We start from the raw sequence: 23,897 nt of genomic DNA on the forward strand, positions 1-23,897 counted from the left end.
CCCGATATCATGTCAACGTGATGACGGCGACGGGAGGCGAATCCCCTACCGTCCGCTCTATCCGCCGGTCGAATGTCAAAAACATGTCCGCCTCGGCAGCCATAGATAAATGCATCATATCGGCAAAATCAGCACCAGCGGCAAAGCGATCCAGAACCCAGTCTATGCGGGCCGGTTGCCCCAACGCTTCCGGTAAATCGATTACGTCAAGCAAGGCTGCCGCGATACGCTCGCGCGGCCATCCATAGCTCGCGCGCAATACCCACTCCGTTTCGACCAATACGGTCGGCAATAAGATAAACCCCTGCCTGATCCGGTCAGCCGCAACAGCCGCTTGCGCCAAGTCGTCGCCCGTTAGGAAGCGCACCAGCACATTTGTATCGATCGCCGCTGCCATTAGTCCTGGCGGTCGCGGAACATCTGCGTGATGGCCTGGTCCATGTCTTCAATAGAAACGGGCGGCCCTTGATGCTGGTAACGGGCCTTGATACCCACCATGATGTCTTCGAAGCTGCGACCGGACTTTTTGTGCTGGGGATTCAACAGCACGCCCCCACCCATCGGCACGACGTCGAACACCTGCCCCGACGTAAAGCCGAGTTGGTCCCGCACATCCTTAGGGATGACAATCTGGCCCTTGGCCGAAAGAGTCGTTTTTGCGTTCATGCCGGTAAGATGCGTCTTACCGTTAGCCAAGTCAATCCTCGTCCGCGTCGTCCTTGACCAAGTCCTGCGCGACCTTGGGATCGCGCAGCAGCTTGTCGATATGGCTGCCTTCGTCGAAACTGTCGTCGGCCAGGAATTTGATCTTGGCGGCATATTTGAGCCGGGTGCGCGATGCGACTTCGCGTTGGAAATAGGCGGTGTTGGTGCGCAGCGCCTTCAGCACCGCCTCCTCTTCCCGGCCCAGCAGCGGTTTGATGAAAACCGTGGCGTGGCGCAGGTCCGGTGACATGCGGACTTCGGTGACGCTGACGACATGCTTGGCCAGCACATCGTCATGCACGTCGCCGCGTTGCAGGATTTCCGACAGGATGTGCCGCACCTGTTCGCCCACGCGCAGCGCGCGGACATTTGGACCTTCATTCTGACTGGACATATATCATCCTCATGGCCCCGGCCGAAGCCAGGGCCACGTCTTTCCTATCACAGCGTACGAACGCGTTCCTCGACCTCGAACAGTTCGAGCGTGTCGCCGGCCTTGATGTCGTTGGTGTCCTGCAACACCGCACCACATTCCATGCCCGCGCGGACTTCGGACACATCATCCTTGAAGCGCCGCAGCGAGTGGATGACCGTTTTCGACACGATGACATCGTCGCGGGTGAGGCGCGCATTGAGCCCCTTGCGGATGATGCCTTCCATGACGAGCAGGCCTGCCGCCTTGTCCTTCTTGCCGGCCGGGAAGACCTGCAGGACTTCGGCGCGACCGACGATCGTTTCGATGCGTTCCGGCGCGAGTTGGCCCGCCATTTCGTTGCGCACTTCTTCGAGCAGGTCGTAGATCACGTCATAATAGCGCAGCGAGATTTTCTCGCGGATCGCCAGCGGACGCGCCTTGGCATTGGGACGGACGTTGAAGCCGATCAGCGGCGCACGGCTGGCCGAAGCCAGGGTGACATCGCTTTCGGTGATCGCGCCGACACCCGAACTCAGGATACGCACCTTGATCTCGTCCGTCGAAATGCGGTTCAGCGCACTGACGATCGCTTCGACCGATCCCTGCACATCGCCGCGGATGACCACCGGATATTCGATGACCTTGGTGCTGAGCGCCGAGAACATATTTTCGAAGTTGGTCGGCACCGATGCCGTCCGCTTGCGGGTGATCTGTTCCTGGCGATAGGCGGCGACCTCACGGGCACGCGCCTCATTCTCCACGACCGTCATCTGGTCGCCCGCCATCGGCACGCCCGACAGGCCCAATATCTCGACCGGAGTCGATGGTCCCGCGGATTTGACCTGCTGGCCCTTGTCGTTGATCAGCGCGCGCACCTTGCCGCTCTCTGCGCCGATGACGAAGGTGTCACCGACCTTGAGCGTGCCCTTGCGCACCAGCACGGTCGCGACCGCACCACGGCCCCGGTCGAGTTGCGCCTCGATCACATTGCCTTCGGCCGCGCGATCGGGGTTGGCGGTCAACTCCATTAGTTCGGCCTGGAGCAGGATCTTTTCGATCAGTTCGTCGAGGCCGGTCTTCTTGAGCGCCGAAACCTCTACGTCCTGCACGTCGCCGCCCATATCCTCGACCACGATTTCCTCGCTCAACAGGCGCTCACGCACCTTTTGGGGGTTCGCGTCAGGCTTATCGACCTTGTTGATCGCCACGATCATCGGCACGCCGGCCGCCTTGGTATGGTTGATCGCTTCGATCGTCTGCGGCATCAGCCCGTCGTCGGCCGCCACCACCAGGATGACGATGTCGGTGACGTTCGCGCCACGGGCACGCATTTCCGAGAAGGCTTCATGGCCCGGCGTATCGAGGAAGGTGATGACATCGCCCTTCTTCGTCGTCACCTGATAGGCACCGATATGCTGGGTGATGCCACCGCTTTCGCCCGACACGACACTGGTGCCGCGCAGAGCGTCGAGCAGCGACGTCTTGCCATGATCGACATGGCCCATGATCGTGACCACGGGCGCACGGGGCTTGAGCGCTTCGACCGCATCGGCTTCACCCTCGATCCCGATTTCAATGTCGGCATCCGACACGCGCTGAATGCGGTGGCCGAATTCTTCGACCAGCAATTCGGCGGTATCCTGATCGATCGACTGGTTAAGCGTGACCGCCTGCCCCATCTTGAACAGCGACTTGACCAGATCCGCGCCCTTTTCGGCCATACGGTTGGCCAGTTCCTGCACGGTGATGACTTCGGGCACGATCACGTCGCGCGACTGTTTCTCGCGCGTCTTGGAGCCACCGGCATAATGCGCGCGGCGTTCCTTTTCACGGGCACGCTTGAGCGCCGCAAGGCTGCGGGCGCGCGCGCTGTCGTCATCGGCCAGCGCCTTGGTGACGGTAAGCTTGCCCGCCTGGCGACGATTATCTTCGCCCTTCTTCGCGCGTTCCGGCTTGGTCGGTTCGGGACGCTTGACCGGCGTAACCGGGGTGAAGCGGCGCGGCGGCGGCGGAGCGGCCGTGGTCGGCGCAGCAGCGGCACCAGCGTCGGCCTCGACCGGCGTTTCAGCGGGCTGAGCAGCCACAGCTTCCTGCGGCGCGGCGGGCGCTTCGGCGACGGGCGTGGGTTCAGGCGCAGGCGCTTCCTCGACCGCTGGCGCGGACGCGGCGGTTTCGGCGGCCTGGCGATTTTCTTCGGCGCGGCGCTTTTCGGCTTCGATCGCGGCGAGACGCGCGGCATCTTCACGACGACGCGCCTCTTCCTGCGCGTTCATGCGGGCTTCTTCGGCCTCCCGCAGCAGCTTGGCCTGCAATTCCTGACGCGACATCAGGCTCTGCGGCGGCGCGGTGCGCACCGGCTGTTGCTGGCGCGGCGGAGGGGGCGCAGCCGGACGCGGCGCGGCAGGCGCAGCGGCGGCGGCGGTCGGCGCAGGATCAGCCTGCGGCGTGGCAGCGGGCGCACCACCGGTGCTTTCGCCCGGCTTGCCCAGGACGCGGCGCCGCTTCACTTCGACCACGACCGTATTCTTGCGGCCATGGCTGAACTGCTGCTGCACCTGACCGGATTCCACGGTCCGCTTGATGCCCAGTGGCTTGCGGCCCAGAACCGGCTTGTCTTCCTTGCTGTCACTCATACGATCGAACTTAACCCTTCACTTCCGCTTCGGCCGGATAGGCCCGCCGACGCCTTATTTATACGTTTGCCTGGACGCCCGGCGCATCGGTGGAGCGTGGCTCCCCATGCACAGGCGCCTCAGCAGCGCAACCCAGATAGCTTTCCAATCGGCCGATGGCCGCACGCAGACGCGACGCCGCACGCGAGTCGGTCACTGCGATATGGACGACATTGTCGCGCCCCATTGCCATAGATAGGGCGTTGCGGTCCACAGGCAAGACGATGCCCGCAAGATCCGTGCCTTCCGCTTCCTGTCCGACGCGCAGCGCCTGGTCCAGTTTGCGGTTGCCGTCAGGCGCCGCATCCATTGCGTGGAGCAGCAACCGCACCTGGCCCTTGCGGCAGGCGACGTCAATCTTTTCCGATCCGGTGAGCAACATCGACGCGCGCGATTCCAGACCCAGCCGGTCAAGCAGCGCGCGGCGAAGGCCGGTTTCGATCTGATCCGCGAGATCGTCGGGGATCGCCAGTTCGCCGGTCTTGAAGGCGCGGGCGATGGCGCCGCGCAACTTGCCCTTGGCCAGCGCCACTTCCAGTTCGGCGCGCGACACCCCGATCCAGGCACCACGTCCCGGCGCCTTGGCGCGCAGGTCGGGGAGCAACTGATCCTCCGGGCCGATGGCCAGGCGGATGAGATGGTCGGGGTCGGCGCGGTCGCCGGTCAATATGCATTTGCGTTCGGTCATGCCTGCCCCTCCGCCAAAACGGATGAACTGGCAACCCCAACGCTATTGGATAAGCCTAAACGCTCATCGGGGAGTGTCCGCAACATTGGCGTCCTCCCTTGATAAAGCGACAACCGGCGCGCGGTCAGCCAGAAGCTGACCCGCCGCGCCATAATTCTCGGTCGAAATTTCCGAAATCACCACCTGCACGGCAGCCGCAGGCTTTCCCAGCCGCTCAACGAGCGACTGGGTGACGTCGGCAACGATCGCGGCTTTTTGCGCGCGGGTTGCCGTGCCGGCCAGACGGATATCGACAAATGGCATCTTGGCTCAGGCTTCCTCGTCTTCAAACCAATGCGCACGGGCGGCCATGATGATCTCATTGCCCTGCTCGTCCGACAGGCCATAGGCAGCCAGGATGCCACCCTTGTCCTCGGTCGTTTCGCTCTTGCGGCGGCGTTGGTCAACGCGCTTCTTCTGCACCAACTCGTCGGTGGCGAGGTCGGCCAGGTCGTCGAGCGTTTTGATGCCCGCCTTGCCCAGCGTCACCAGCATGGCTTCGGTGAGGTGCGGCATGTCGGCCAGCGCATCTTCGACGCCCAGCGCCTGACGCTCTTCGCGCGCAGCCGCTTCGCGACGATCGAGCGCTTCTTGCGCACGATTCTGCAGTTCGGCAGCGAGGTCTTCATCGAAACCTTCGATCCCGGCCAGTTCCTCGACGCTGACATAGGCGACTTCTTCCAGCTCGCCAAAGCCTTCGGCGACCAGCAGCTGCGACAGCGTTTCGTCAACGTCCAGTTCGTTCTGGAACAGTTCGGAGCGCGACACGAATTCCTTCTGGCGCTTCTCGCTGGCGTCGGCTTCGGTCATGATGTCGATCGCCTTGCCGGTCAATTGGCTGGCGAGGCGGACATTCTGGCCGCGACGGCCAATGGCGAGGCTGAGCTGATCGTCGGGGACGACGACTTCGATCCGCTCTTCTTCCTCATCGATGACGACGCGGCTGACCTGCGCGGGCTGCAGCGCGTTGACGACGAAGGTCGCGGTATCTTCCGACCAGGGGATGATGTCGATCTTTTCGCCCTGCATTTCCTGCACAACGGCCTGTACGCGGCTGCCCTTCATGCCGACGCAGGCACCGACCGGATCAATGCTGCTATCGCGGCTGATGACGCCGATCTTGGCGCGGCTGCCCGGATCGCGGGCGGCGGCCATGATGGTGATGACGCCGTCGTAGATTTCGGGGACTTCCTGCGCGAACAGCTTCTTCATGAATTCGGGATGGGCGCGGGACAGGAAAATCTGCGGTCCGCGATTTTCGCGGCGGACGTTCAGCACGACCGAGCGAATCCGGTCACCGACCCGGACAACCTCACGCGGGATCTGCTGGTCGCGGCGGATGACGCCCTCGGCCCGGCCGAGATTAACGACGACATGGCCGAATTCGACCGACTTGACGACGCCGGTGATGATCTCACCCACCCGGTCCTTGAACTCTTCATGCTGGCGCTCGCGCTCGGCGTCGCGGACCTTCTGGAAGATCACCTGCTTGGCCGACTGGGCGTCGATACGGCCGAGGTCAATGGCGGGCAGCGGATCGACGATGAAGTCGCCGACGACCGAGTCTGCCTTCAGCTTCTGCGCGGCTTTCAGATCGACCTGCTTGAAATAATCCTCGACCGTGTCGACCACCTCGACCACGCGCCACAAGCGCAGGTCGCCGGTTTCAGGGTCCAGCTTGGCACGGATGTCGTTTTCAGCGCCATAGCGGGCGCGCGCGGCGCGCTGGATCGCATCCTCCATCGCCTCGATGACGATGGCCTTGTCGATCATCTTTTCCGACGCCACCGAATTGGCGATGGCGATCAGTTCTGCCCGGTTGGCGGAAATGGCGTTGGCCATGACTTATGAACCCTTATTCTTCGGTTTCAAATTCATCCGCCCCATCGGAGGAAAGCGGCATGGTAGCAGAAATCAGCGCGTCGGTCAGCACCAGCTTGGCACCATCGATCAGGCCGAAGGGGATGACGACGTCGCCAGCCTTGGTATCGCGAAACTGAATATCCTCGCCCTCGACCCCGCCAAGGATGCCTTTGAAGGTCTTGCGGCCCTCAATCGCCTCGGTCACGGTGATGCGCGCTTCGAACCCGCCCCATTCGACAAAGTCGTGCAAGCGGGTGAGCGGGCGGTCGATGCCGGGCGAACTGACTTCGAGACGATAGGCCTCCTCGATCGGATCGACCTCGTCCAGCAAATCGGACAGGCGGCGCGACAAAGCGGCGCAATCCTCGATCACCAACTGCTTGGTTTCGGGGCGTTCGGCCATGATCTGGAGCGTGCGATCATCGCCCGATCCGAACAGCTTGATCCGTACAAGGTCAAAGCCCAAAGCCTTCGCCTCAGGTTCGATCAACGCTGTCAGTGCGGCGATGTCCGCCATGCGATCTCCAAATCCAGATATATGCGCGCTTTCGCTGCCGCAGGCTGGTAGCCTGCGACCCTGACATGTTTGACGATGTAAGGAAGCAAGGCCGATATAGGCGGACACCATTAAATCTGCAACATTAATCGTCGCCACTCATTCTATCGCTCAAGACCCACCTGTGAACGCTCATAACCGGAGATCGCGATGCGCCGTATAGCCATGACCGCCCTGCCCCTCATCCTCATGGCCTGTTCGGCCGAAAACGCCACGGGCCAGAATGCGGCCGCGCCTGCCGACAAGCCCTTTGCCATCGCCACCATCGCGGATTTCGATTCGCCCTGGGCGATGACCTTCCTGCCCGACGGCCGCGCGCTGGTGACGGAGAAGGCGGGCGAGATGCTGTTGTTCGATCCCAAGAATGGCACGAAAATCCCGATCGCGGGCATCCCGACCGTCGATAGCGCCGGACAAGGCGGATTGATGGACGTCGTCCTGTCGCCTGGCTTCGCGCAGGACAAGATGGTCTATTTCAGCTTTTCCGAAAGCCGTGACGGCGGCAAGGGCGTCGCGCTGGCTAAGGGCGGCTTTGCGCAGGCGAGCGACGGGACGACCAGCCTGACCGACGTGCAGGTAATTTTCCGCGCCAGCCCCTATGTCGAGGGCAATGGCCATTATTCCGGGCGCGTCGCCTTTTCGCCCGACGGCAAATATCTGTTCTTCACCAATGGCGAGCGGCAGAAATTCGATCCGGCCCAAGACCCCAAATCGACCCTGGGCAAAGTGTTGCGCCTCAATCCCGACGGCACCCCGGCGGCAGGCAATCCGCTGGCGGCCAAGGGCTTTCATCCCGCCATCTGGTCCTATGGCCATCGCAACCTGCTCGGCATCGCCTTTGACGCCGATGGCCGCCTGTGGGAGCAGGAAATGGGGCCGAAGGGTGGCGACGAGGTAAACCTCATCAAGCCCGGCCTCAACTATGGCTATCCCACCGTGTCGAACGGCAGCCATTATGATGGTCGCGACATTCCCGACCATAAGCCGGGCGATGGCTTCGAAGCACCCAAGGTGAGCTGGAATCCGGTGATTTCACCGGCTGGCCTGCTCTATTATTCGGGCGATATGTTCCCGGCGTGGAAGGGATCGCTGTTCATCGGCGGCCTGTCGAGCAAGGCGCTGGTCCGGGTCAAGCTGGACGGCGAGAATGCGGCCAAGGGTGATCAGTGGGATATGGGCGCGCGCATCCGCGATGTCGACCAGGGGCCGGACGGCGCGCTGTGGGTGCTGGAGGATGGCGGCGATGGCTCGCAGGGGCGGTTGTTGAAACTGACGCCCAAGCGCTGACTATAAGCGCAATGCCCTCGATCGACGATCCGTGCGGTCGAGGGCAAAGTGCCGGAAGGCTTCACCGTTTGAAGGATAGTGTATGAGTGGCCCCAAATTATTCGAGCCGATAACGGTCGGCGGCCTGACACTGTACAACCGCATCGTCATCGCGCCGATGTGCCAATATTCGGCCGTCGATGGCCAGATGAATGACTGGCACCAGATCCATTTGGGACAGTTGGCGCTGTCCGGCGCGGGATTGCTGACGATCGAGGCCAGTGCCGTCCTGCCCGAAGGCCGGATCAGCCATGCCGATGTCGGGTTGTGGGATGATGCGACCCAAGCGGCGATGCAACAGGTGCTGGACAGTGTTCGCCGCCATTCCGACGTGCCGATCGCCATTCAGCTAGGCCATGCCGGTCGCAAGGCATCGACGCATGTCCCCAGGCAGGGGGGCAAGCAAATCGCACCGGACGCGGTCAATGGTTGGCAGACGGTGGCTCCGTCGGCGCTACCCTTCACGTCCGGTAGCGTTGCGCCGCTCGCTCTGGATCGCGATGGCATCGCCAAGCTGATCGAGGCCTTTGTGAGCGCGGCGAAACGCGCGCATCATCTGGGCATCGACGCCATTCAGTTGCATGGCGCGCATGGCTATCTGCTGCATCAATTCCTCTCGCCCCTCTCCAACCAGCGGGACGATGATTATGGGGGAAGTCTGGAAAACCGGATGCGCCTGCCGCTGGAAATCTTCGATGCCGTCCGCGCGGCCTTCCCTGCCGACAAGCCGGTGACGATGCGCGTGTCCGGCACGGACTGGGTGGCGGGCGGATGGGATATCGAGCAGACCATCGCCTTCGCCAAAGCGTTGGAGGCGCGGGGTTGCGCGGCCATCCATGTGTCGAGCGGCGGGCTACATCCCGATCAGGCGATACCGGTTGGGCCGAGCTATCAGGTGCCTCTGGCCCGCGCGGTCAAGCAGGCCGTGTCGATCCCCGTCGTCGCCGTCGGCCTGATCACTGACTTCGAGCAGGCCGAAGCCATTGTCGGGACGGGGGACGCGGATATGATCGCTCTCGCGCGGACCATTCTCTACGATCCACGCTGGCCATGGCATGCGGCGGCGCATCTGGGTGCGACCGTCAAGGCGCCCAACCAATATCTGCGGTGCCAGCCGCGCCAATATCGCCATTTGTTCGACGCTGCGCGTCGCTGACCGCCGACAAAAAAGGGAGCGTCGAAGCGCTCCCTTTTTCCTTATACCAACCGGCTCTGCTTGACCGCCGCTTCGATGAAGCTGGCGAACAGGGGATGCGGGTCGAAGGGTTTGGATTTCAGTTCCGGGTGGAACTGGACGCCGACGAACCAGGGATGGTCAGGCCGCTCGACGATTTCGGGCAGCGTGCCGTCGGGCGACATGCCGGAGAAGAGCAGCCCGCCCTTTTCCAGCGGCTCGCGATAGCCGGCGTTGACTTCATAGCGATGGCGGTGCCGTTCACTGATTTCGGTGGTGCCATAGACGCCTGCGACAACGCTGTTGCCCGTCAGTTTGGCAGGATAAGCGCCCAGCCGCATCGTGCCGCCAAGGTCGGTTTCGGCGGTGCGCTTCTGCAAGCCTTCGGTGCTCATCCATTCAGTGATGAGGCCGACGACCGGCTCGCTGGTTTCGCCAAATTCAGTGGTCGATGCCTGTTCGATGCCCGCCGTGTTCCGCGCGCCTTCGATACAGGCCATCTGCATGCCGAGGCAGATGCCGAAGAAAGGCACGCCGCGTTCGCGCGCGAACTGGACCGAAGCGATCTTGCCTTCCGACCCGCGCACGCCAAAGCCGCCGGGGACCAGGATGCCGTGCATCGGCTCCAGCCGGGCGGTGATGTCCGAATCCGCTTCCTCGAACAGTTCCGCGTCGATCCACTTGATGTTGACCTTCACCCGATTGGCGAGGCCGCCATGGTGGAGCGCTTCGTGCAGCGATTTATAGGCGTCAAGCAGGCCGACATATTTGCCGACCACGCCGATCGTCACTTCGCCTTCCGGGTTCTGCTGCCGGTCCATGATGTCGTCCCAGCGGTCCATCGTGGGCGCGGGCGCATCATCGATACCAAAGGCGCGCAGGACTTCGGCGTCCAGCCCTTCGGCATGATATTGCTGGGGCACGGCATAGATGCTGGAGGCGTCGAGCGCCGGGATGACCGCTTCGGGACGCACGTTGCAGAAGAGTGCGATCTTCTTGCGCTCGCTTTCGGGCAAGGGATGTTCGCAGCGGCACAGCAAGATGTCCGGCTGGATGCCGAGCGACGTCAGTTCGCGGACGCTATGCTGGGTCGGCTTGGTCTTCAATTCGCCCGCCGCCGCGATGTAGGGCACCAGCGTCACATGGACGAAGATCGACTGGCCGCGATCCAGGTCGTTATGCAGTTGGCGAATCGCCTCCATGAAGGGCAGCGATTCGATGTCGCCCACGGTGCCGCCGATTTCGCACAGGACGAAGTCGAGACCGTCGGTGTCAGCCAAAGCGAACGCCTTGATCTCGTCCGTGACGTGCGGGATGACCTGTACGGTTGCGCCCAGATAATCGCCGCGCCGTTCGCGCTGGATGATCGTCTGATAGACACGGCCCTGCGTCACATTGTCCGACTGGCGCGCGGAAACGCCGGTAAAGCGTTCATAATGGCCAAGATCGAGGTCGGTTTCCGCACCATCGTCGGTCACATAGACTTCGCCATGCTGATAGGGGGACATGGTCCCCGGATCGACGTTGAGATAGGGGTCGAATTTCCGAATGCGGACGCGATAGCCCCTCGCTTGCAGCAGCGCTGCAAGGGATGCGGCCATAAGGCCTTTTCCGAGCGAGGAGACCACGCCGCCGGTGATGAATATATACCGCGCCATGGGAGAGAAGGGTTAGCCTTTCGGAACAACAAAGGGCAAGCGCGCGAATCCACGCGCGCTTAAAAAAGATCAGCGATGTCGATGAACGGTTTAGTTGGCGAGGGGAACCGCGCCGTTGGCCGCCGCACCATTGCCGACCGAATCGGCCGCACCGGTCAACGGATCGACGGTGCCGGTCGCGGGCGCGCCCTGGCTCGTCGGTGCCTGCCGCACCAGCGAGGTGTCGATATCGGTCGGGGCGTGACGCACCGCCGCGATCACCGCCATGGCGATCGACAACAGCACGAAGACCGTCGCCAGGATGGAGGTGGACCGGGTGAGGAAATCCGCCGCGCCGCGCGCCGACATGAAGCCAGCCGGGCTACCGCCCACGCCCAGCCCGCCGCCTTCCGACTTCTGCATCAGGATGACGGTGACCAGCAGGGCGGCCACGATGGCCTGCACGACGAGAAGAAAAGTGAACATGCGACGGGTTTCTGTCCGGGTAAGGAGGGCGTTGCCGGGCACATAGCGACGAAGCGACGCGGGGGCAACCGCCGCTTTGTAGTTCCGCCTGCTGGGAAGAGGTGGCGACGTCCAAATATCCTCCTTGGCGGGGGAGGATTTATCGATCAGCGTGACTTGGCCGGATTCCAGGTCGTGACGGTGCGGCCGGTCATGGCCTTGACCACGCCCTGCAGGGTGGCGGCATAGGCGATGAGTATATCGACCAACGCCGCGAACGGGCCGCTTTTCGCGCGGACACCGGCCCAGATGATCAGGGCGACGGCCAGGGCGCCGACCATATAGAGCATGGGCGAAATCCGCATCGCCAGCGTCCCCGCAGCAATCGCGCCGGTCAGGATGAAGACGCCGCCGAACCAGCGGACGATCTTGCGCGAGGCATATTTGAAGCGATCGATCGCGCGCATTTGGCGCAGTTGCGGGCGCAGGTGGACATGGGTGTGCCAGGCGCGGGCGGCGATCCGTACCTTGCGGCGATATTCGTCCTTGCGCCCCGTCACCAGCCGTTCGCGGGCGATGACGTCCTTGGCCTTCACCAGGCGCTTGCCCGCGAACACGACGGCCATCGAGACCGTGAGGTCATCCAGCACGCTGTCGGGGAAATCGGGATAGAGGCTACGGCGGATGGAGAAGATCGAACCGTCTGCACCCAGCACATTGCCGGTGCGCGATTCCTCGTCCTTCAGCCGTTCCTCGATCCGCCAGTAGAGCGAGCCGACCGAGGCGGTCGCGCTTTCGTCCGCGCCGATATAATGGAGCGATCCCAACACGCCGCCGACATCCGGCTCGGCATAGCGGGCGAGCAGATTGTCGATTGCGTCGCCGTCCAGCAGAACATTGGCGTCGGTGAAGATCAGCACGTCGCCAGTGGCGCGGGCGGCGAGTTGCTTCATGCCATGCGCCTTGCCGCTGCGGCCGGGACCACGGATCAGGGTGACGAGATCGCCCTGCGCCGCGATCAGGTCGCCGGTGCCGTCGGATGAGCCGTCGTCAAAGGCCAGGCATTCAAGCCCCGGATGGCGCGCCTTGAGCATGGCGATATTGGCGAGCTTTTCGGGCATCGCATGGGCTTCACTATAGGCGCAGAAGAGCAGCGAGGCGCTGGGCGGCGTGGTCGCTGTCGGCGCTTCTGGAAGCGTCGGTAAAGCGCGCAAAATCAGGGGGTAGAAGAGGAAGGGCCATAGCAAAGCGAACAGCGAAGCGGACAGTAGAACGCCTATTAGCAGGTCGGTCATGCTCAATAGGCCTTGTGGTGGACGAGGACGCCCAGAGTCGCGACGATGATGCGCAGGTCGCGCCAGACCGACCAGTCGCTGACATATTCCAGGTCCGATTGGAGCCGGTCGATCAGATCCTGATGATGGTCGGTCGAGCCGCGATGGCCGCGCACCTGGGCGAGACCGGTCATGCCGGGCTTGATGCAGTGGCGCGCCCAATAGCGGGGGTCGACTTCCCAATAGAGGCTGTCCCCTGCCCGCGCGGCGGCGGCGTGGGGGCGCGGGCCGACGATGCTCATATCGCCTTCTAAAACATTGAAAAGTTGAGGCAATTCGTCGATACTGGTCCTACGCAGGAAGGTTCCGATCGAGGTCACGCGATCATCGTCCCGCTTGGTCAGGGTCGCGGCCTTCGTGTCGCTGGCCTCTGTCCGCATCGAACGAAATTTGTAGATGGAGAAGGAGCGGCCATCCTTGCCGATGCGCGGCTGGCGGAAGAGGATCGGGCCGGGGCTGGTCAGTTTCACCGCTAGCGCGGCGCCGATCAGGATGGGCGAGAGCAAGATGGTGGCAACGGTAGCGACGATCAGGTCGAACAGCCGCTTGATCAGCCGGTCCCGGAACTGGAGCGGGCCGCCCGCGACGATGATGGTCGGCTGGCCATCAAATTCGGCGACGCGCGCGGGGGCGAAACGCAGCAGTTCGGGCACGACGATCTCGCCACGGGCGGACAGCGATTTGAGCGCCGCCGACCAGTCGGCCATCCGGTCGAGCGAACAGGCGACGATCACGCGCTCGGCCATGCCGACCGCGCTCGCCAGCCGTGCCGCCATGTCGGCATCATGGCGTTCGGGGCGCAGGTCGATGGCGGCGGCTTCGATGACGGTCATATGCGGCCCGGTGGCGATCATCACGCCATCCATGATGACGACGGTGAGGTCGGGCACGTCGCCCAGCACCTGACTCGCCAGCCGCGCGATCGCGAGGCGCACCAGTGCGACGGCAAGACCGCCGAGGCCAAGGCCGGTTACGAAGGTGAGGCGCGACAATTGTTCGGCCATCTTGCCGAGATAGACGATCAGCAGCATCAGCAGCGCCGCCTGCACCAGCGCCCAGAGCGCGCGGACGATGCCGCGCCGGACATTGTTGATGCTTTGAATGCCATAGCCGCCGCCCTGCACCGCCAGCAGCGCATAGAGCGGCGCGATCATCGCGAACATGACGAGGCCGTGCGGCTTGCCCGGCTCGCCCCACAGCGCGCCCAACACGAACCAGTTGGCGGCGAGGAAGGCGCAGAACAGCCCGGCCATGTCCCCGCCCAGGCACAGCGCGTAAAGCCGGAACCGCACGATTTCCTTGGAAACTGTCACTGCTGCGCCCCGATCATCGCCATGCGCTCCGTTGGCACCGGGCGGCGCGGGTTGCAATAGCCCTAGATACAGTCCCCTGTCGTGCATACAGCCCAAAGGCCAATAAACGGCTGCGCTATACTGATCAATATCGCATAGGCCACCAAGAGTGCCAGGAGATATTTTTCCTTCCATTTGGATGGAGGGTTAGCAATCCAAAAACCGCTTATTCCAGCAGCAACGGAAAGCGGCATCATGGCCAAAGCCGCAACATCGCCGCTCCAATAGGGGCGCACAATATGCGCAAAACCAAGCCAGACTAACCAAGGTGCCGCGAACATCGCCGTAACGCCGAGAAAATTGCGCATTGCCCGGCCTACGCCCCGAACAGTCGCGTCAGGGACTTATCCAGCATCAGCAATTGCCACAGCAGGCGGCCATGGTCGGCGACGCCGGAGCGGTGGTCGGTGGCGATGCGGGCGAGCATGGCGCTGTCGAACCATTCGGTCCGGGCCAGCGCCGAACCGCCCGCGATGGCAGTGGCTTCGCCGGCGAGCGCGCCGCGGAACCAGGCGCTGATCGGGGTGACGAAGCCCATTTTCTGGCGGTAGAGTATGTCCTGCGGCAGATAAGGCTCCATCGCCTTTTTCAGCAGATATTTGCCGCTATTGCCGCGAATGCGCTGGCCAACCGGCAGGCGCGCGGCAAATTCGACGAGGCGATGGTCGAGCAGGGGTTCGCGCGCTTCTAAACTGACGGCCATGCTCATCCGGTCGGTCTTGGTCAGAATGTCGCCGGGTAACCAATATTTGATGTCGGCATATTGGGCGCGGTCGAGTGCGTCGCGCGCGGGCGCGTTGGCCATCGCCTTTATATAGCGATCTTCGGCGCGATAGCCGCCGAGCCGTCCCTTCACCTCCTGCGTGAAGAGGCGCTGGCGCAGGGCGTGGGGGGTGATGCCGACCGACGCGGCATAGGCTTCGCCGCCGCTGCCCGCCAGTTCGAGGAAGGTCGATTTGGCCCGCAGCGCGCGCGGTGCCCAATCTGCCTTGGGATAATATTTGCCGAGCGTGCCGAACAGGGGTTCGCGGACCGAGGCGGGGATGAGGCCGCGGATGCGTTCGCCCTGCATCTGGAAACGGTGGCGGCGATAGCCCGCAAAGGCCTCGTCCGCGCCATCGCCCGACAGCGCGACCGTAACCTGCTCACGCGCCAGTTCGCACACGCGGAAGGTCGGCAACGCGGAGGCATCGGCAAAGGGCTCGTCGAAATGGAAGGCGAGCCGGTCGATCAGACCATAATCGTCGGGCGAGACGATGCGGCTGCGATGATCGGTGGCGAAGCGCCGGGCGATCCGGTCGGCATAAGCGGTTTCGTCAAGCGCGGCGACATCGAAGCCGATGGTGCAGGTCTTGACGGCTTGGCTCGACGCCTCGGCCATGAGCGCGACGACGCTGCTGCTGTCCACGCCGCCCGACAGGAAGGCACCCAGCGGCACATCGGCGACCATGCGCGAACGAACGGCCTGCCGCATGAGGGCGACCAGTTCTTCTTCCGATTCCTGGGGTGAGGATTTGGTGCGGTCGGCAAAGCTGACATCCCAATAGCGGTGCGGTTGGGGCAAGGTCCGTCCGCGCACCAGGCGGAGCGTTTCGCCCGCGCCAAGCTTGCGCACGCCCGCGACCAGGCAGGCATCGTCGGGGACATAGCCATAGGCCATATAATCTTCGAGCGCGGAGAGGTCCGGCGCGCGGCGCAGCAGCGGATGGGCAAGCAGGCTCTTCAATTCCGATCCGAAGATCAGGCTGCCGTCGGAGAGCAAGGCATAATGGAGCGGCTTGACCCCCAGACGGTCGCGCACCAGCCAGAGCGACTGGGCGCGCGCGTCGAACAGGGCAAAGGCGAACATGCCGTTGAAACGGTGGACGCACTCTTCGCCCCATTGGCGATAGCCGTGGAGGATGACTTCGGTGTCGCTATGGGTGCGAAAGACATGGCCCTTCGCCTCCAGTTCGGCGCGGACTTCGGCGAAATTATAGATTTCGCCGTTGAACACGACCGCCAGCGCCTCGTCGTCGGTCAGCATCGGTTGCGCGCCCGATTCCAGGTCGATGATTGAGAGGCGCAGATGCCCAAAGCCTACGCCCGGCGCGGTCCAGATGCCGCTGCCGTCCGGGCCGCGATGCGGCATCGCATCGAGCATGGCGCGCACCCGCGCGGGATCGACCGGCTTGGCCGTTTCCAGATGAAAGATACCCGCTATGCCGCACATGCGAACCTCCTTAGCGGATGCCCGCGCTGCGGTCAGCCAAAAGCTGTATGTCGCCGATATTGGTCAGGAAGGCGCGGATCGCCGCATCGGCGCGCGCGCCCTGCCCTTCTTCGGCGGAGATGAGGATGGCGACGGCGCGCTGATCCTGCCCCAGCAGGCGGGCTTTCATCGTGGCGATCTTGACCTGCGGGCGGCTGCCGGTGGGTGCATTGCCGCCCACGACATAATAGCTCAGCACCTGACGCACGACCGGGCCGGGGGCGGTGATCTGTTCGCCGCGCGCGCCTTGCGGTGCTGGGGCTGGCGACGACCAGACCCATTGGCCATCGGGATCGGCCGCGCCCTGGCCGAAGCCGACCAGTTCGCGGCCTTCATCCTGCCGTTCATAGGCGATGATGGCGAGGTCTACGATCTGGCCGTCAGCGTTGCGATAACGGCCCAGAGTGGCATGGTCCGCGCCATCGAAGCGCGGCTTCCAGGGATAGGCCATCGGCGTCGCGCTACGGGTCCAGCCGGGGACCGAGGGCAGGTCGATGCGCGCGGGCAAGGGATCAGCATTGGCGGCGGTGGCGGCGAGCCACAGCGGCGCGGCGACGATCAGGGCCAGTGCAATGCCCGCGTTCCGGCCTGCCGATCCGGTTTGGACGACGGGGCTTTGCAGGCGTTGCGGATCGAACCAAGGGTCGCCAGGCTTGCGATCGAAAAAGGGCCAAGCGGTTGCCATCACCACGATCATGATGATCGCGAAGAAGACCCAGCCATAAACGACATGATCAAAGCCCACCGCCGCATCGATGGTGGTCAGATGCGCGACCAATATGGTGGCGAAAGCGCGCACGCCATTGGCGAGGATGGAGAGCAGCAGCGCGCCGGCCATGAAGATGATGCGGCGCGGCCAGCTTTTGAAACAGACGTTACAGACGAGAACGCCATAGGCGGTCATGGCGATCAGGAACTTCGCGCCCGAACAGGCCTCCGCCACTTCGAAATAGCCGGTCGGCGTGGTGATGAAGATGCCCTCCATATGCGCGGGCACGCCCGACAGGTCGAGGAAGAACATCGTTAGATGCGCCGTCACCAGTTGCAGCGGCGGCACGAGTTCCTCGCCGAATGGCACCATGAAGAAGGCGTAGAAGAGCGGGAAGATGAGTGCACGCGCGACCGCGGGACCGAGCAGCGCGACGGTCGCGCCCTGGAGCATCAGGATGAGCGCGCCATGGCGAACCATCGCCACGCCCGCCGCTGCGCCCAGCAGCCAGGCGAGCGCGCCCAGCCCCAGCCAGATGAGGCCCGGCGTCCAGGCGACGGGCTCCAATTGGCGCAGACCGGGCAGACGTTGCTGCACCAGCCAGGCGATGAGCGGCGGGATGAAGAGGCAATGGCCGAAGGTGGAGGAATTCCACCAGATCGACACCATCGAATGCACATCATCGAAAAATAGCGTCAGGATTGCGAAGGCGACGACGCCGAGCGCGGTCAGATGGCCGCGCCATCCGGTCAGGTCGACGAGCGGGGTGCGCGCCATGGGCAGCGTCTGTCCGGTCATGCGGCGCGGCTGTCCGCTTGGGGACCGAACAGCAGGTCGGGCAGATGGGCGAGCGTGGCCGACCAGCGGTAGCGGGCCTCCATCCGCGCGCGGGCGGCGATGCCGAGCTGGGCTGCGCGGGCGGGATCGGCGAGCAAGGCGTTGATCTTGGCGGCTTCTTCGGCCGGGTTGGCGGCGATCAGGAAGTGCATTTCATCCTGCGCGTCGATGCCTTCGGCGGCTTGGGGCGAGGCGACGACCGGGCGGGCCATTGCCATGGCTTCCAGCACCTTGTTCTGGATGCCGCGCGCGATGCGCAAGGGCGCGACGACGATGTCAGCCGCCGCCAGCCAGCCGCGCACGTCGGGCACGCCGCCGGTCACGATCACGCCGGGCTGGGCGGCGAGCGCTTCGACGGCCTTGGACGGGTTGCGACCGACGATGGCGAAGCGGGCGTTGGGATGGACGGTGCGGATGGCGGGCAAGGTCTGGCGCGCGAAACTTTCGACCGCCTCGACATTGGGGCGATAGTCCATTTGCCCGGTGAAGACGAGCAAGGGGCCGTCGCCATGTGCCATTGGGGGGAAGTCAGCGGCCGGATCGAAATAGTCGAGCGCGACGCCATTTTCGAGCGGCACGATGCGGTCGGGGCCGAGACCGCTGGCGGCGCGGAACAGGGCGGCTTCGGCTTCGCTGACGAAGGTGGAGATGTCGGCGCGGGCGGCGACGCGGCGTTCGAAGTCGAGCAGCACGCGCCCCTCGCGCCGGTTGATCCAGCCCATCGGACCGGACCCCTGCGCGCCATAAGCGGCATATTTGGCCGAATCGAAATCGACGAAATCCATGAGGAAGCGGACGCCGGGGGGCAGCGCGGGGACGAAATGCGCCATCTGCGCCGAATAGGCGACGACTGCGCGGATCGGGCGGTCGGCGAGCGTCTGCGCGACCCATTGGTGCAGGCCAGGATGGTCGAACAGCGACACGAGCAAGGGTTCTCGCTTGGCAAGGCCGGTGAGGCCCGCCACTATCTTGGACCTGTCGCGCCGTAGCAGGCAATGGCTCTGCGCCACGGCGGCGAGTTCCCCGGCAAAGCCCATGTCGCGATCATCATCGGCGAAACAGCCGACATGGACCGGCGCGACCTGCGCCAGCCGCTTGAGCAGGTTGCAGGAGCGGATCTTGTCACCCCTGTCCGGCGGAAAGGGGATGCGATGGCAGAGGAAGAGGATCTCGCCCGTCATCCAAGGCCCCGCGCGATATGCGGGCCGATCAGCGTCGCGAGGCTTTCGGGGAGCTTCTTCCAATATTCGACCTTGCGCCGATATTGGGGCGAGAGCGGATTGACGTCGCGCGTCTCCTTGCCCGGCGCGGTACGCAGATGATAGCCGAGCGGGTCGCCCTCGAAGCCCCAGGTCTTTTTCCAGGCGGCGGGGCCGGTGCCGACCTTTGACCGGCCGAAATCGAAGGTCGTGCAGCCGCGCTCGCGCGCCTGGCGCATCAGCAGGAAATAGAGCGCTTCATTCGAGCGCATCGTCCGCGCGCCATCCGCCGCGCCATGCCAATAGGGCATGCACGCGCCGCCATGATAGAGGCTGATGACCGCCGACAGGGGCGTGCCATCCTTCGACACGAGGGCGATGTCGGCGTCGTCGCCGAGGCGGTCGAGTACACCGTCGAACAGGGCGCGTGGGAAAACCGGGGTGCCCAGATGGTGAACGCTATGGGCGTAGAGGCGGTAATGGATGTCGCGCAACCACTTGTCGCGGCCACTCTCGAAGGTCAGGTCGTTGGCAAGGCTTTTGCGGATTTCGGCGCGGTGGCGCTTGGGGACAGCCTTGAGTTCCGCTTCATCGTCGGCGGCAAGCGGGCGCGAGAAGCCGAGATAGGCGTCGGCTTTGGCCTGCCAGGCGAGACCGGCTGGCGCTTCGCCGCCGCGCAGTTCGAGTGTCGCGCAACCAAGCTTTTCGGCCAGCGTCCAGGCGGCGTCGGCCAGCATCTCGCCGGCCTTGCGATGGGTGGTGAGGATGCCGCCATCGACCGCGAAGCCGCTGCCGACGAGGGCGCGGCCGAACAACATCGAGCGGATATAGGTGAGCGGCAAGACGCCGACGATCTGACTGCCGAGCCGTGCGACCAGCATCCGGGCTTTCTGACCCGTGCCATGTTCGACCCCCATGATCCAGCCGGGGCGCTGGAACGGCGTCGATGCCGGATGCGCGCGCACCCAGGCGTCGATCGCGGCGACCTCCGCCGTGTCGGTAAGGCGCGCCTCTTCCACGATGAGGCCGACCTCGGTTATCCCTTGCATGAACACGACGTCCTAATCCCCCCGACCCCAGCCGGCCCCATGGACCGGCATAGCATATATCCCAGATGTCATCCCAAACCGCGCGCGATGAGCGGGCCGACCAGATTGGCGACCGGCAGCGGCAGTCGTTTCCACAGCGCAATGCGGCGCTGATATTTCTCGCTATGCGGGTTCACGTCGCGCCGCGCGCCATCGGGCGCCCATTCATGATAGACCAGAGGCTGCGGCGCGAAACCGAAACTTTTTTTCCAGGCCGCCTGCCCGCTGCCGACTTTTGAGCGGCCAAAATCGAACGTCGTCATGCCGCGTGCGCGACCATGGCCCATCAGGCGGTAGTACATGAGTTCGTTGGAGCGCAGCCGCCGCGCATCGGTGAGGCCGCCGCCCCAATAGGGCATGACCCGGCCGTTATGATAGAGAGTCAGCACGGCCGAGACGGGCCGGTCGCCATCGCGCACGATCAATATGTCCGCATCGTCGCCGAACCGGTCCAGCACGGCGCGGAACAGGCGCGCGGGGAAGACCGGGGTGCCGAGGTTGCGGACGCTGGTGGCGTAGACGCGATAATGGTCGCGCAGATGCTGGCGGCTGCGGCCGATGTCGATCGCCAAGGCGGGGTTAGCGAGCGCCTTGCGCAGTTCGGCGCGATGTTTGCGCGGGATGGCGCGCAGTTCCGCGTCGTCGGCGGCGGCGATCGGCCGGACGAAGCCGACATGCTGATCGGCGCGCTGTTCCCAGGCTCCGCCGGGCACCGGGCCGCCGCGCAGTTCGAGCGACAGGCCACCGCGATCGCGCGCCAGATCTTCCGCCGCCCTGACGAGGGCCGTGGCGGCGCGATCATTGTCCGCCAATATACCGCCATCGACGGCGAAGGCGGTCGAGACGAGCGCTTGGCCGAACAGGCGGCTGCGCACATGATGCAGCGGCAACAGGCCGCTGATGCCGCCCGAAGGGCCGACTGCTGCGAGTAGCAGGGCCGGATTGGCGGTGCCGTCCTGCACGGCGAGCAACCAGGCCGGGCGGTGAAAGGGCGTGCCGTCGGCATGGGCCATGACATAGGCGTCAACCGCTCGCGCCTGTGCCGGGTCGGTCAGGTCCATGATCGTGACGAAGGGGGTGGCGGACTGCCCCATGGTCAGGACGCGCGCGCCGCTTCGGCATCGGCCAGCGCGTCGACCCGCGTCCAGGCGAAGTCGCGCGTCAGGCGGCGCAGCTTGGCGGCCATGACGGACAGGTTGCTGTAATGGCGCAGGCGCGAGCGCAACGGCGCCTCAGCGACGCGCGGCTGGTCCGGGTCGATTTCCCACGGGTGGAAATAGATGATCGCAGGTCGCCCGGCCTGATGATTGACTTGCCGGATCGCCCAGCGCGAAAATCCATAGGGAAGCAGGCGGAAAAAGCCCCCTCCCCCCGCCGCCAGCGTTCGATTGCCCAGTTTCGCCGTCGTCACCGGCAGTTCGACCAAGTCCGACCCCGACACGGGTTTCCAGGCGAAGCGCGGCGATTCGGGCCAGCCATAATGGTCATGCCGGATCGGCGCGACGCTGGAGGAATAGCGATAGCCCTCCTCCGCCAATATGGGATGCGCCCAGGGCGTGCGCGTGTCGATCGAGAAACTCGGCGCGCGATAGCCGGTCACGGCCTGGCCGCTGGCATCTTCCAGGATGGCGCGCGCCTTGCGCAGGTCGGCGCGGAAGGCTTCGGGGGTGAAGGTGAAGACGCGGGCATGGTCATAGCCATGGCTGGCGACTTCGTGGCCCGCGTCCGCAATGCGTCGTATCAGCGCGGGATAGCGTTCGGCCACCCAGCCCAGGGTGAAGAAGGTCGCCTTGACGTCTGCCTGCGCGAACAGGTCCAGCACGGCGTCTGTATTGCCCTCGACCCGGTGAGTCAGCCCGTCCCAATCGGCGCGACGGATCGTGCGCTCGAACGCGCCGACCTGGAACCAGTCCTCGACATCGACCGACAGGGCGTTCTGCATCATTCCGGTGATCCCAGCGCGTCTTGCAGTCAGGCGGCGACGCTATCCTGCGTCACCCCCGCCATGCGATCTTCGCGTTCGACCCAATCGACCAGCAGGGTCAGGACGCGACGCAGTGCTGTGTCCTGTTCCTCTGCGCGGAATTCCAGCGAGGACAGCCGCTCCTCGATCAGGGTGAAGCAATCCTTGAGCGCTTCGGGATCGATGGTCTGGGCGGGGACGAAGGGCACATGCGCCTGCACCGCACGCAGCGAGGCGATTTCGGCGCGCAGTGCTTCGACCTCGCCCAGCATGTCGTGGCGCAGCGTCTCGACGGCTTGGGCGTCGATGGTGTCGGGCTGTTCGGCCTCGGCTTCGTGCAGGTCGGCGATCTTGGCGTCCAGTTCGTCGGCCAATTCTTCGACGACGTCGGCTTCGGGCTGATCGTCATCCTCTTCGATGGCTTCCACCCCGACAGGCGGCGCGAAAGGCGCACGCTGCATCGACCAGTCCTGCTGGTCATAGGGCGACGTGAAGTCGCCAAGGGTGGCGTCATCCTGTGCGGGGCTGTCTTCGAGCGCGACCGGCGCGTCTTCGATCACTTCGTCTTCGATGACTTCGTTCACGATCTCGGCGTCCTGTGTGTCGGAGGCCAGCGGCCAATTTTCTTCGATCATTGGCTGCTCCGCCTCGACTTCGGGCATGATTTCGTCTGCTTGCGCGACGGTTTCCAGTTCGAGCGGCGCCACATCCTCCTCGATGTCTGCTTCCGGTGCGATCGGGGCAGCGTCCTCACCCACATCTTCGACATCGTCCAGCGCGGACGGCGTCATTGCCGCTGGCGTGACGTCGATGTCCAGACCCATGTCGGCCACGACCGCCTGCACCACATCGGCGTCGATCGCTTCCAACTGCTCGATCGCGCCCATCAGCAGGACGCGACTGACCAGCGCGTTCAGGCGGCGCGGTACGCCGCCGGTCGCGGCGTAGAGTGCGGCAAAGGCGTCGCGGCTGAAGATCGGGCGACCATCCCAGCCCGCCACCGTCAGGCGATGGATGACATAGGGTTCGACTTCATTGGCCATCATCGGTTCGAGATGATGGGTGGCGATGACGCGCTGGCGCAATTGTTCAAGCTGCGGCGATTTGAGCAGGTCGCGAAATTCGGGCTGGCCGAGCAGGAAAATCTGCAGCAGCGACTGGCCGCCCAACTGGAAATTGGACAGCATCCGCAGTTCCTCTATCGCCGAGACGGCGAGATTCTGCGCCTCATCCACGATCAGCAGGGTGCGCCGTCCGGCGCGCGCCTGCATGTGGAGATAGGCTTCGACCTGTTGCAGCGTCGCCGCCTTGGTCATGCCTTCGGTCGCGAGGCCGAAGCTCTGCGCGGCGAGGCGCAGCATGTCGTCGCCCTGCACCTGGGTCGAGACGATCTTGACCGCGGTGAGCCGCGAAGGGTCGATGGTCTGCATCAGATGGCCGACCAAAGTGGTCTTGCCCGCGCCGATGTCGCCGGTGATGACGATGAAGCCTTCGCCCTGCGCCAGACCATAGCCCAGATAGGAGAGCGCCTTGCGATGGGTGGCGCTTTCAAAATAATAATGGGGGTCCGGCGTCAGCTGGAACGGGCGACCCTGCAATCCGTAGAATTGATCGTACATATCTT

The 23,897-nt window shown here is 64.3% G+C and carries 22 protein-coding genes; 2 read left to right on the forward strand and 20 right to left on the reverse strand.

Annotated features, from left to right (window positions below):
• Positions 1–7: 7 nt before the first annotated feature.
• From OVY48_RS21310 to rimP, 8 genes are all read right to left on the reverse strand, one after another.
• Positions 8–397, reverse strand: a complete 390-nt coding sequence (locus tag OVY48_RS21310; RefSeq protein ID WP_313924356.1) for a type II toxin-antitoxin system VapC family toxin — start codon at positions 395–397, stop codon at positions 8–10.
• On the reverse strand, positions 397–696 hold the full coding sequence (locus OVY48_RS21315; protein WP_313924357.1) for an AbrB/MazE/SpoVT family DNA-binding domain-containing protein: 300 nt from the start codon (positions 694–696) through the stop codon (positions 397–399). The genes OVY48_RS21310 and OVY48_RS21315 overlap by 1 nt, the downstream gene beginning before the upstream one ends.
• A 1-nt stretch (position 697) precedes the next feature.
• The gene (gene rbfA, locus OVY48_RS21320) at positions 698–1,099 is read right to left on the reverse strand and encodes a 30S ribosome-binding factor RbfA (protein WP_037473764.1); all 402 of its coding nucleotides are present in this window, start codon (positions 1,097–1,099) and stop codon (positions 698–700) included.
• Between the two features lie 47 nt (positions 1,100–1,146).
• The gene (gene infB / locus OVY48_RS21325; protein ID WP_313924358.1) at positions 1,147–3,753 is read right to left on the reverse strand and encodes a translation initiation factor IF-2; all 2,607 of its coding nucleotides are present in this window, start codon (positions 3,751–3,753) and stop codon (positions 1,147–1,149) included.
• 58 nt (positions 3,754–3,811) lie between these two features.
• Entirely contained in the window at positions 3,812–4,480 is a 669-nt protein-coding gene (locus OVY48_RS21330; protein WP_313924359.1) for a DUF448 domain-containing protein, read from the reverse strand.
• Between the two features lie 63 nt (positions 4,481–4,543).
• On the reverse strand, positions 4,544–4,783 hold the full coding sequence (locus OVY48_RS21335) for a tautomerase family protein (RefSeq protein WP_037473771.1): 240 nt from the start codon (positions 4,781–4,783) through the stop codon (positions 4,544–4,546).
• A 6-nt stretch (positions 4,784–4,789) separates the two neighbouring features.
• Positions 4,790–6,361: a transcription termination factor NusA gene (gene nusA, locus OVY48_RS21340; protein WP_037473774.1), complete on the reverse strand. Its 1,572-nt coding sequence runs from the start codon at positions 6,359–6,361 to the stop codon at positions 4,790–4,792.
• A gap of 13 nt (positions 6,362–6,374) precedes the next feature.
• Positions 6,375–6,899, reverse strand: coding sequence for a ribosome maturation protein RimP (gene rimP / locus OVY48_RS21345; RefSeq protein WP_069064856.1), 525 nt, complete (start codon positions 6,897–6,899; stop codon positions 6,375–6,377).
• A 189-nt stretch (positions 6,900–7,088) separates the two neighbouring features.
• Here rimP and OVY48_RS21350 point away from each other — a divergent pair, with 189 nt between their 5' ends.
• On the forward strand, positions 7,089–8,225 hold the full coding sequence (locus tag OVY48_RS21350; RefSeq protein ID WP_313924360.1) for a PQQ-dependent sugar dehydrogenase: 1,137 nt from the start codon (positions 7,089–7,091) through the stop codon (positions 8,223–8,225).
• A gap of 82 nt (positions 8,226–8,307) precedes the next feature.
• Positions 8,308–9,420 carry an NADH:flavin oxidoreductase/NADH oxidase gene (locus OVY48_RS21355; RefSeq protein ID WP_313924361.1) on the forward strand — a complete coding sequence of 371 codons (1,113 nt, stop codon included), beginning with the start codon at positions 8,308–8,310 and terminating at the stop codon, positions 9,418–9,420.
• 41 nt (positions 9,421–9,461) lie between these two features.
• Here the strand turns inward: OVY48_RS21355 and OVY48_RS21360 are convergent, their stop codons facing one another.
• The 12 genes from OVY48_RS21360 to OVY48_RS21415 form a co-directional block, all read right to left on the reverse strand.
• Positions 9,462–11,096 (reverse strand): CTP synthase, encoded by a 1,635-nt coding sequence (locus OVY48_RS21360; RefSeq protein WP_313924362.1) that lies wholly within the window; start codon positions 11,094–11,096, stop codon positions 9,462–9,464.
• A gap of 90 nt (positions 11,097–11,186) precedes the next feature.
• On the reverse strand, positions 11,187–11,561 hold the full coding sequence (gene secG, locus OVY48_RS21365) for a preprotein translocase subunit SecG (RefSeq protein WP_096061969.1): 375 nt from the start codon (positions 11,559–11,561) through the stop codon (positions 11,187–11,189).
• Positions 11,562–11,707: 146 nt separating this feature from the next.
• Complete coding sequence (locus tag OVY48_RS21370) at positions 11,708–12,835, reverse strand: glycosyltransferase (protein WP_313924363.1); 1,128 nt, start codon at positions 12,833–12,835, stop codon at positions 11,708–11,710.
• 2 nt (positions 12,836–12,837) lie between these two features.
• Complete coding sequence (locus OVY48_RS21375) at positions 12,838–14,187, reverse strand: sugar transferase (protein ID WP_313924364.1); 1,350 nt, start codon at positions 14,185–14,187, stop codon at positions 12,838–12,840.
• Positions 14,188–14,249: 62 nt separating this feature from the next.
• Complete coding sequence (locus tag OVY48_RS21380; protein WP_313924365.1) at positions 14,250–14,534, reverse strand: hypothetical protein; 285 nt, start codon at positions 14,532–14,534, stop codon at positions 14,250–14,252.
• Between the two features lie 8 nt (positions 14,535–14,542).
• Complete coding sequence (locus OVY48_RS21385) at positions 14,543–16,438, reverse strand: XrtA/PEP-CTERM system amidotransferase (protein WP_313924366.1); 1,896 nt, start codon at positions 16,436–16,438, stop codon at positions 14,543–14,545.
• A 10-nt stretch (positions 16,439–16,448) separates the two neighbouring features.
• The gene (gene xrtA / locus OVY48_RS21390; RefSeq protein WP_313924367.1) at positions 16,449–17,984 is read right to left on the reverse strand and encodes an exosortase A; all 1,536 of its coding nucleotides are present in this window, start codon (positions 17,982–17,984) and stop codon (positions 16,449–16,451) included.
• A complete protein-coding gene (locus OVY48_RS21395; RefSeq protein WP_313924368.1) occupies positions 17,981–19,204 on the reverse strand; it encodes a TIGR03087 family PEP-CTERM/XrtA system glycosyltransferase in 1,224 nt (407 codons plus the stop codon). The genes xrtA and OVY48_RS21395 overlap by 4 nt, the downstream gene beginning before the upstream one ends.
• Entirely contained in the window at positions 19,201–20,271 is a 1,071-nt protein-coding gene (locus tag OVY48_RS21400) for a FemAB family XrtA/PEP-CTERM system-associated protein (protein ID WP_313924369.1), read from the reverse strand. The genes OVY48_RS21395 and OVY48_RS21400 overlap by 4 nt, the downstream gene beginning before the upstream one ends.
• Before the next feature lie 68 nt (positions 20,272–20,339).
• Positions 20,340–21,404, reverse strand: coding sequence for a FemAB family XrtA/PEP-CTERM system-associated protein (locus OVY48_RS21405; protein WP_313924370.1), 1,065 nt, complete (start codon positions 21,402–21,404; stop codon positions 20,340–20,342).
• A 2-nt stretch (positions 21,405–21,406) separates the two neighbouring features.
• Positions 21,407–22,255, reverse strand: a complete 849-nt coding sequence (locus OVY48_RS21410; protein WP_313924371.1) for an XrtA system polysaccharide deacetylase — start codon at positions 22,253–22,255, stop codon at positions 21,407–21,409.
• 26 nt (positions 22,256–22,281) lie between these two features.
• On the reverse strand, positions 22,282–23,892 hold the full coding sequence (locus OVY48_RS21415) for an XrtA/PEP-CTERM system-associated ATPase (protein ID WP_313924372.1): 1,611 nt from the start codon (positions 23,890–23,892) through the stop codon (positions 22,282–22,284).
• Positions 23,893–23,897: the final 5 nt, after the last annotated feature.

Source organism: Sphingobium sp. SA2 (genome assembly GCF_032227065.1).
GTDB lineage: Bacteria > Pseudomonadota > Alphaproteobacteria > Sphingomonadales > Sphingomonadaceae > Sphingobium.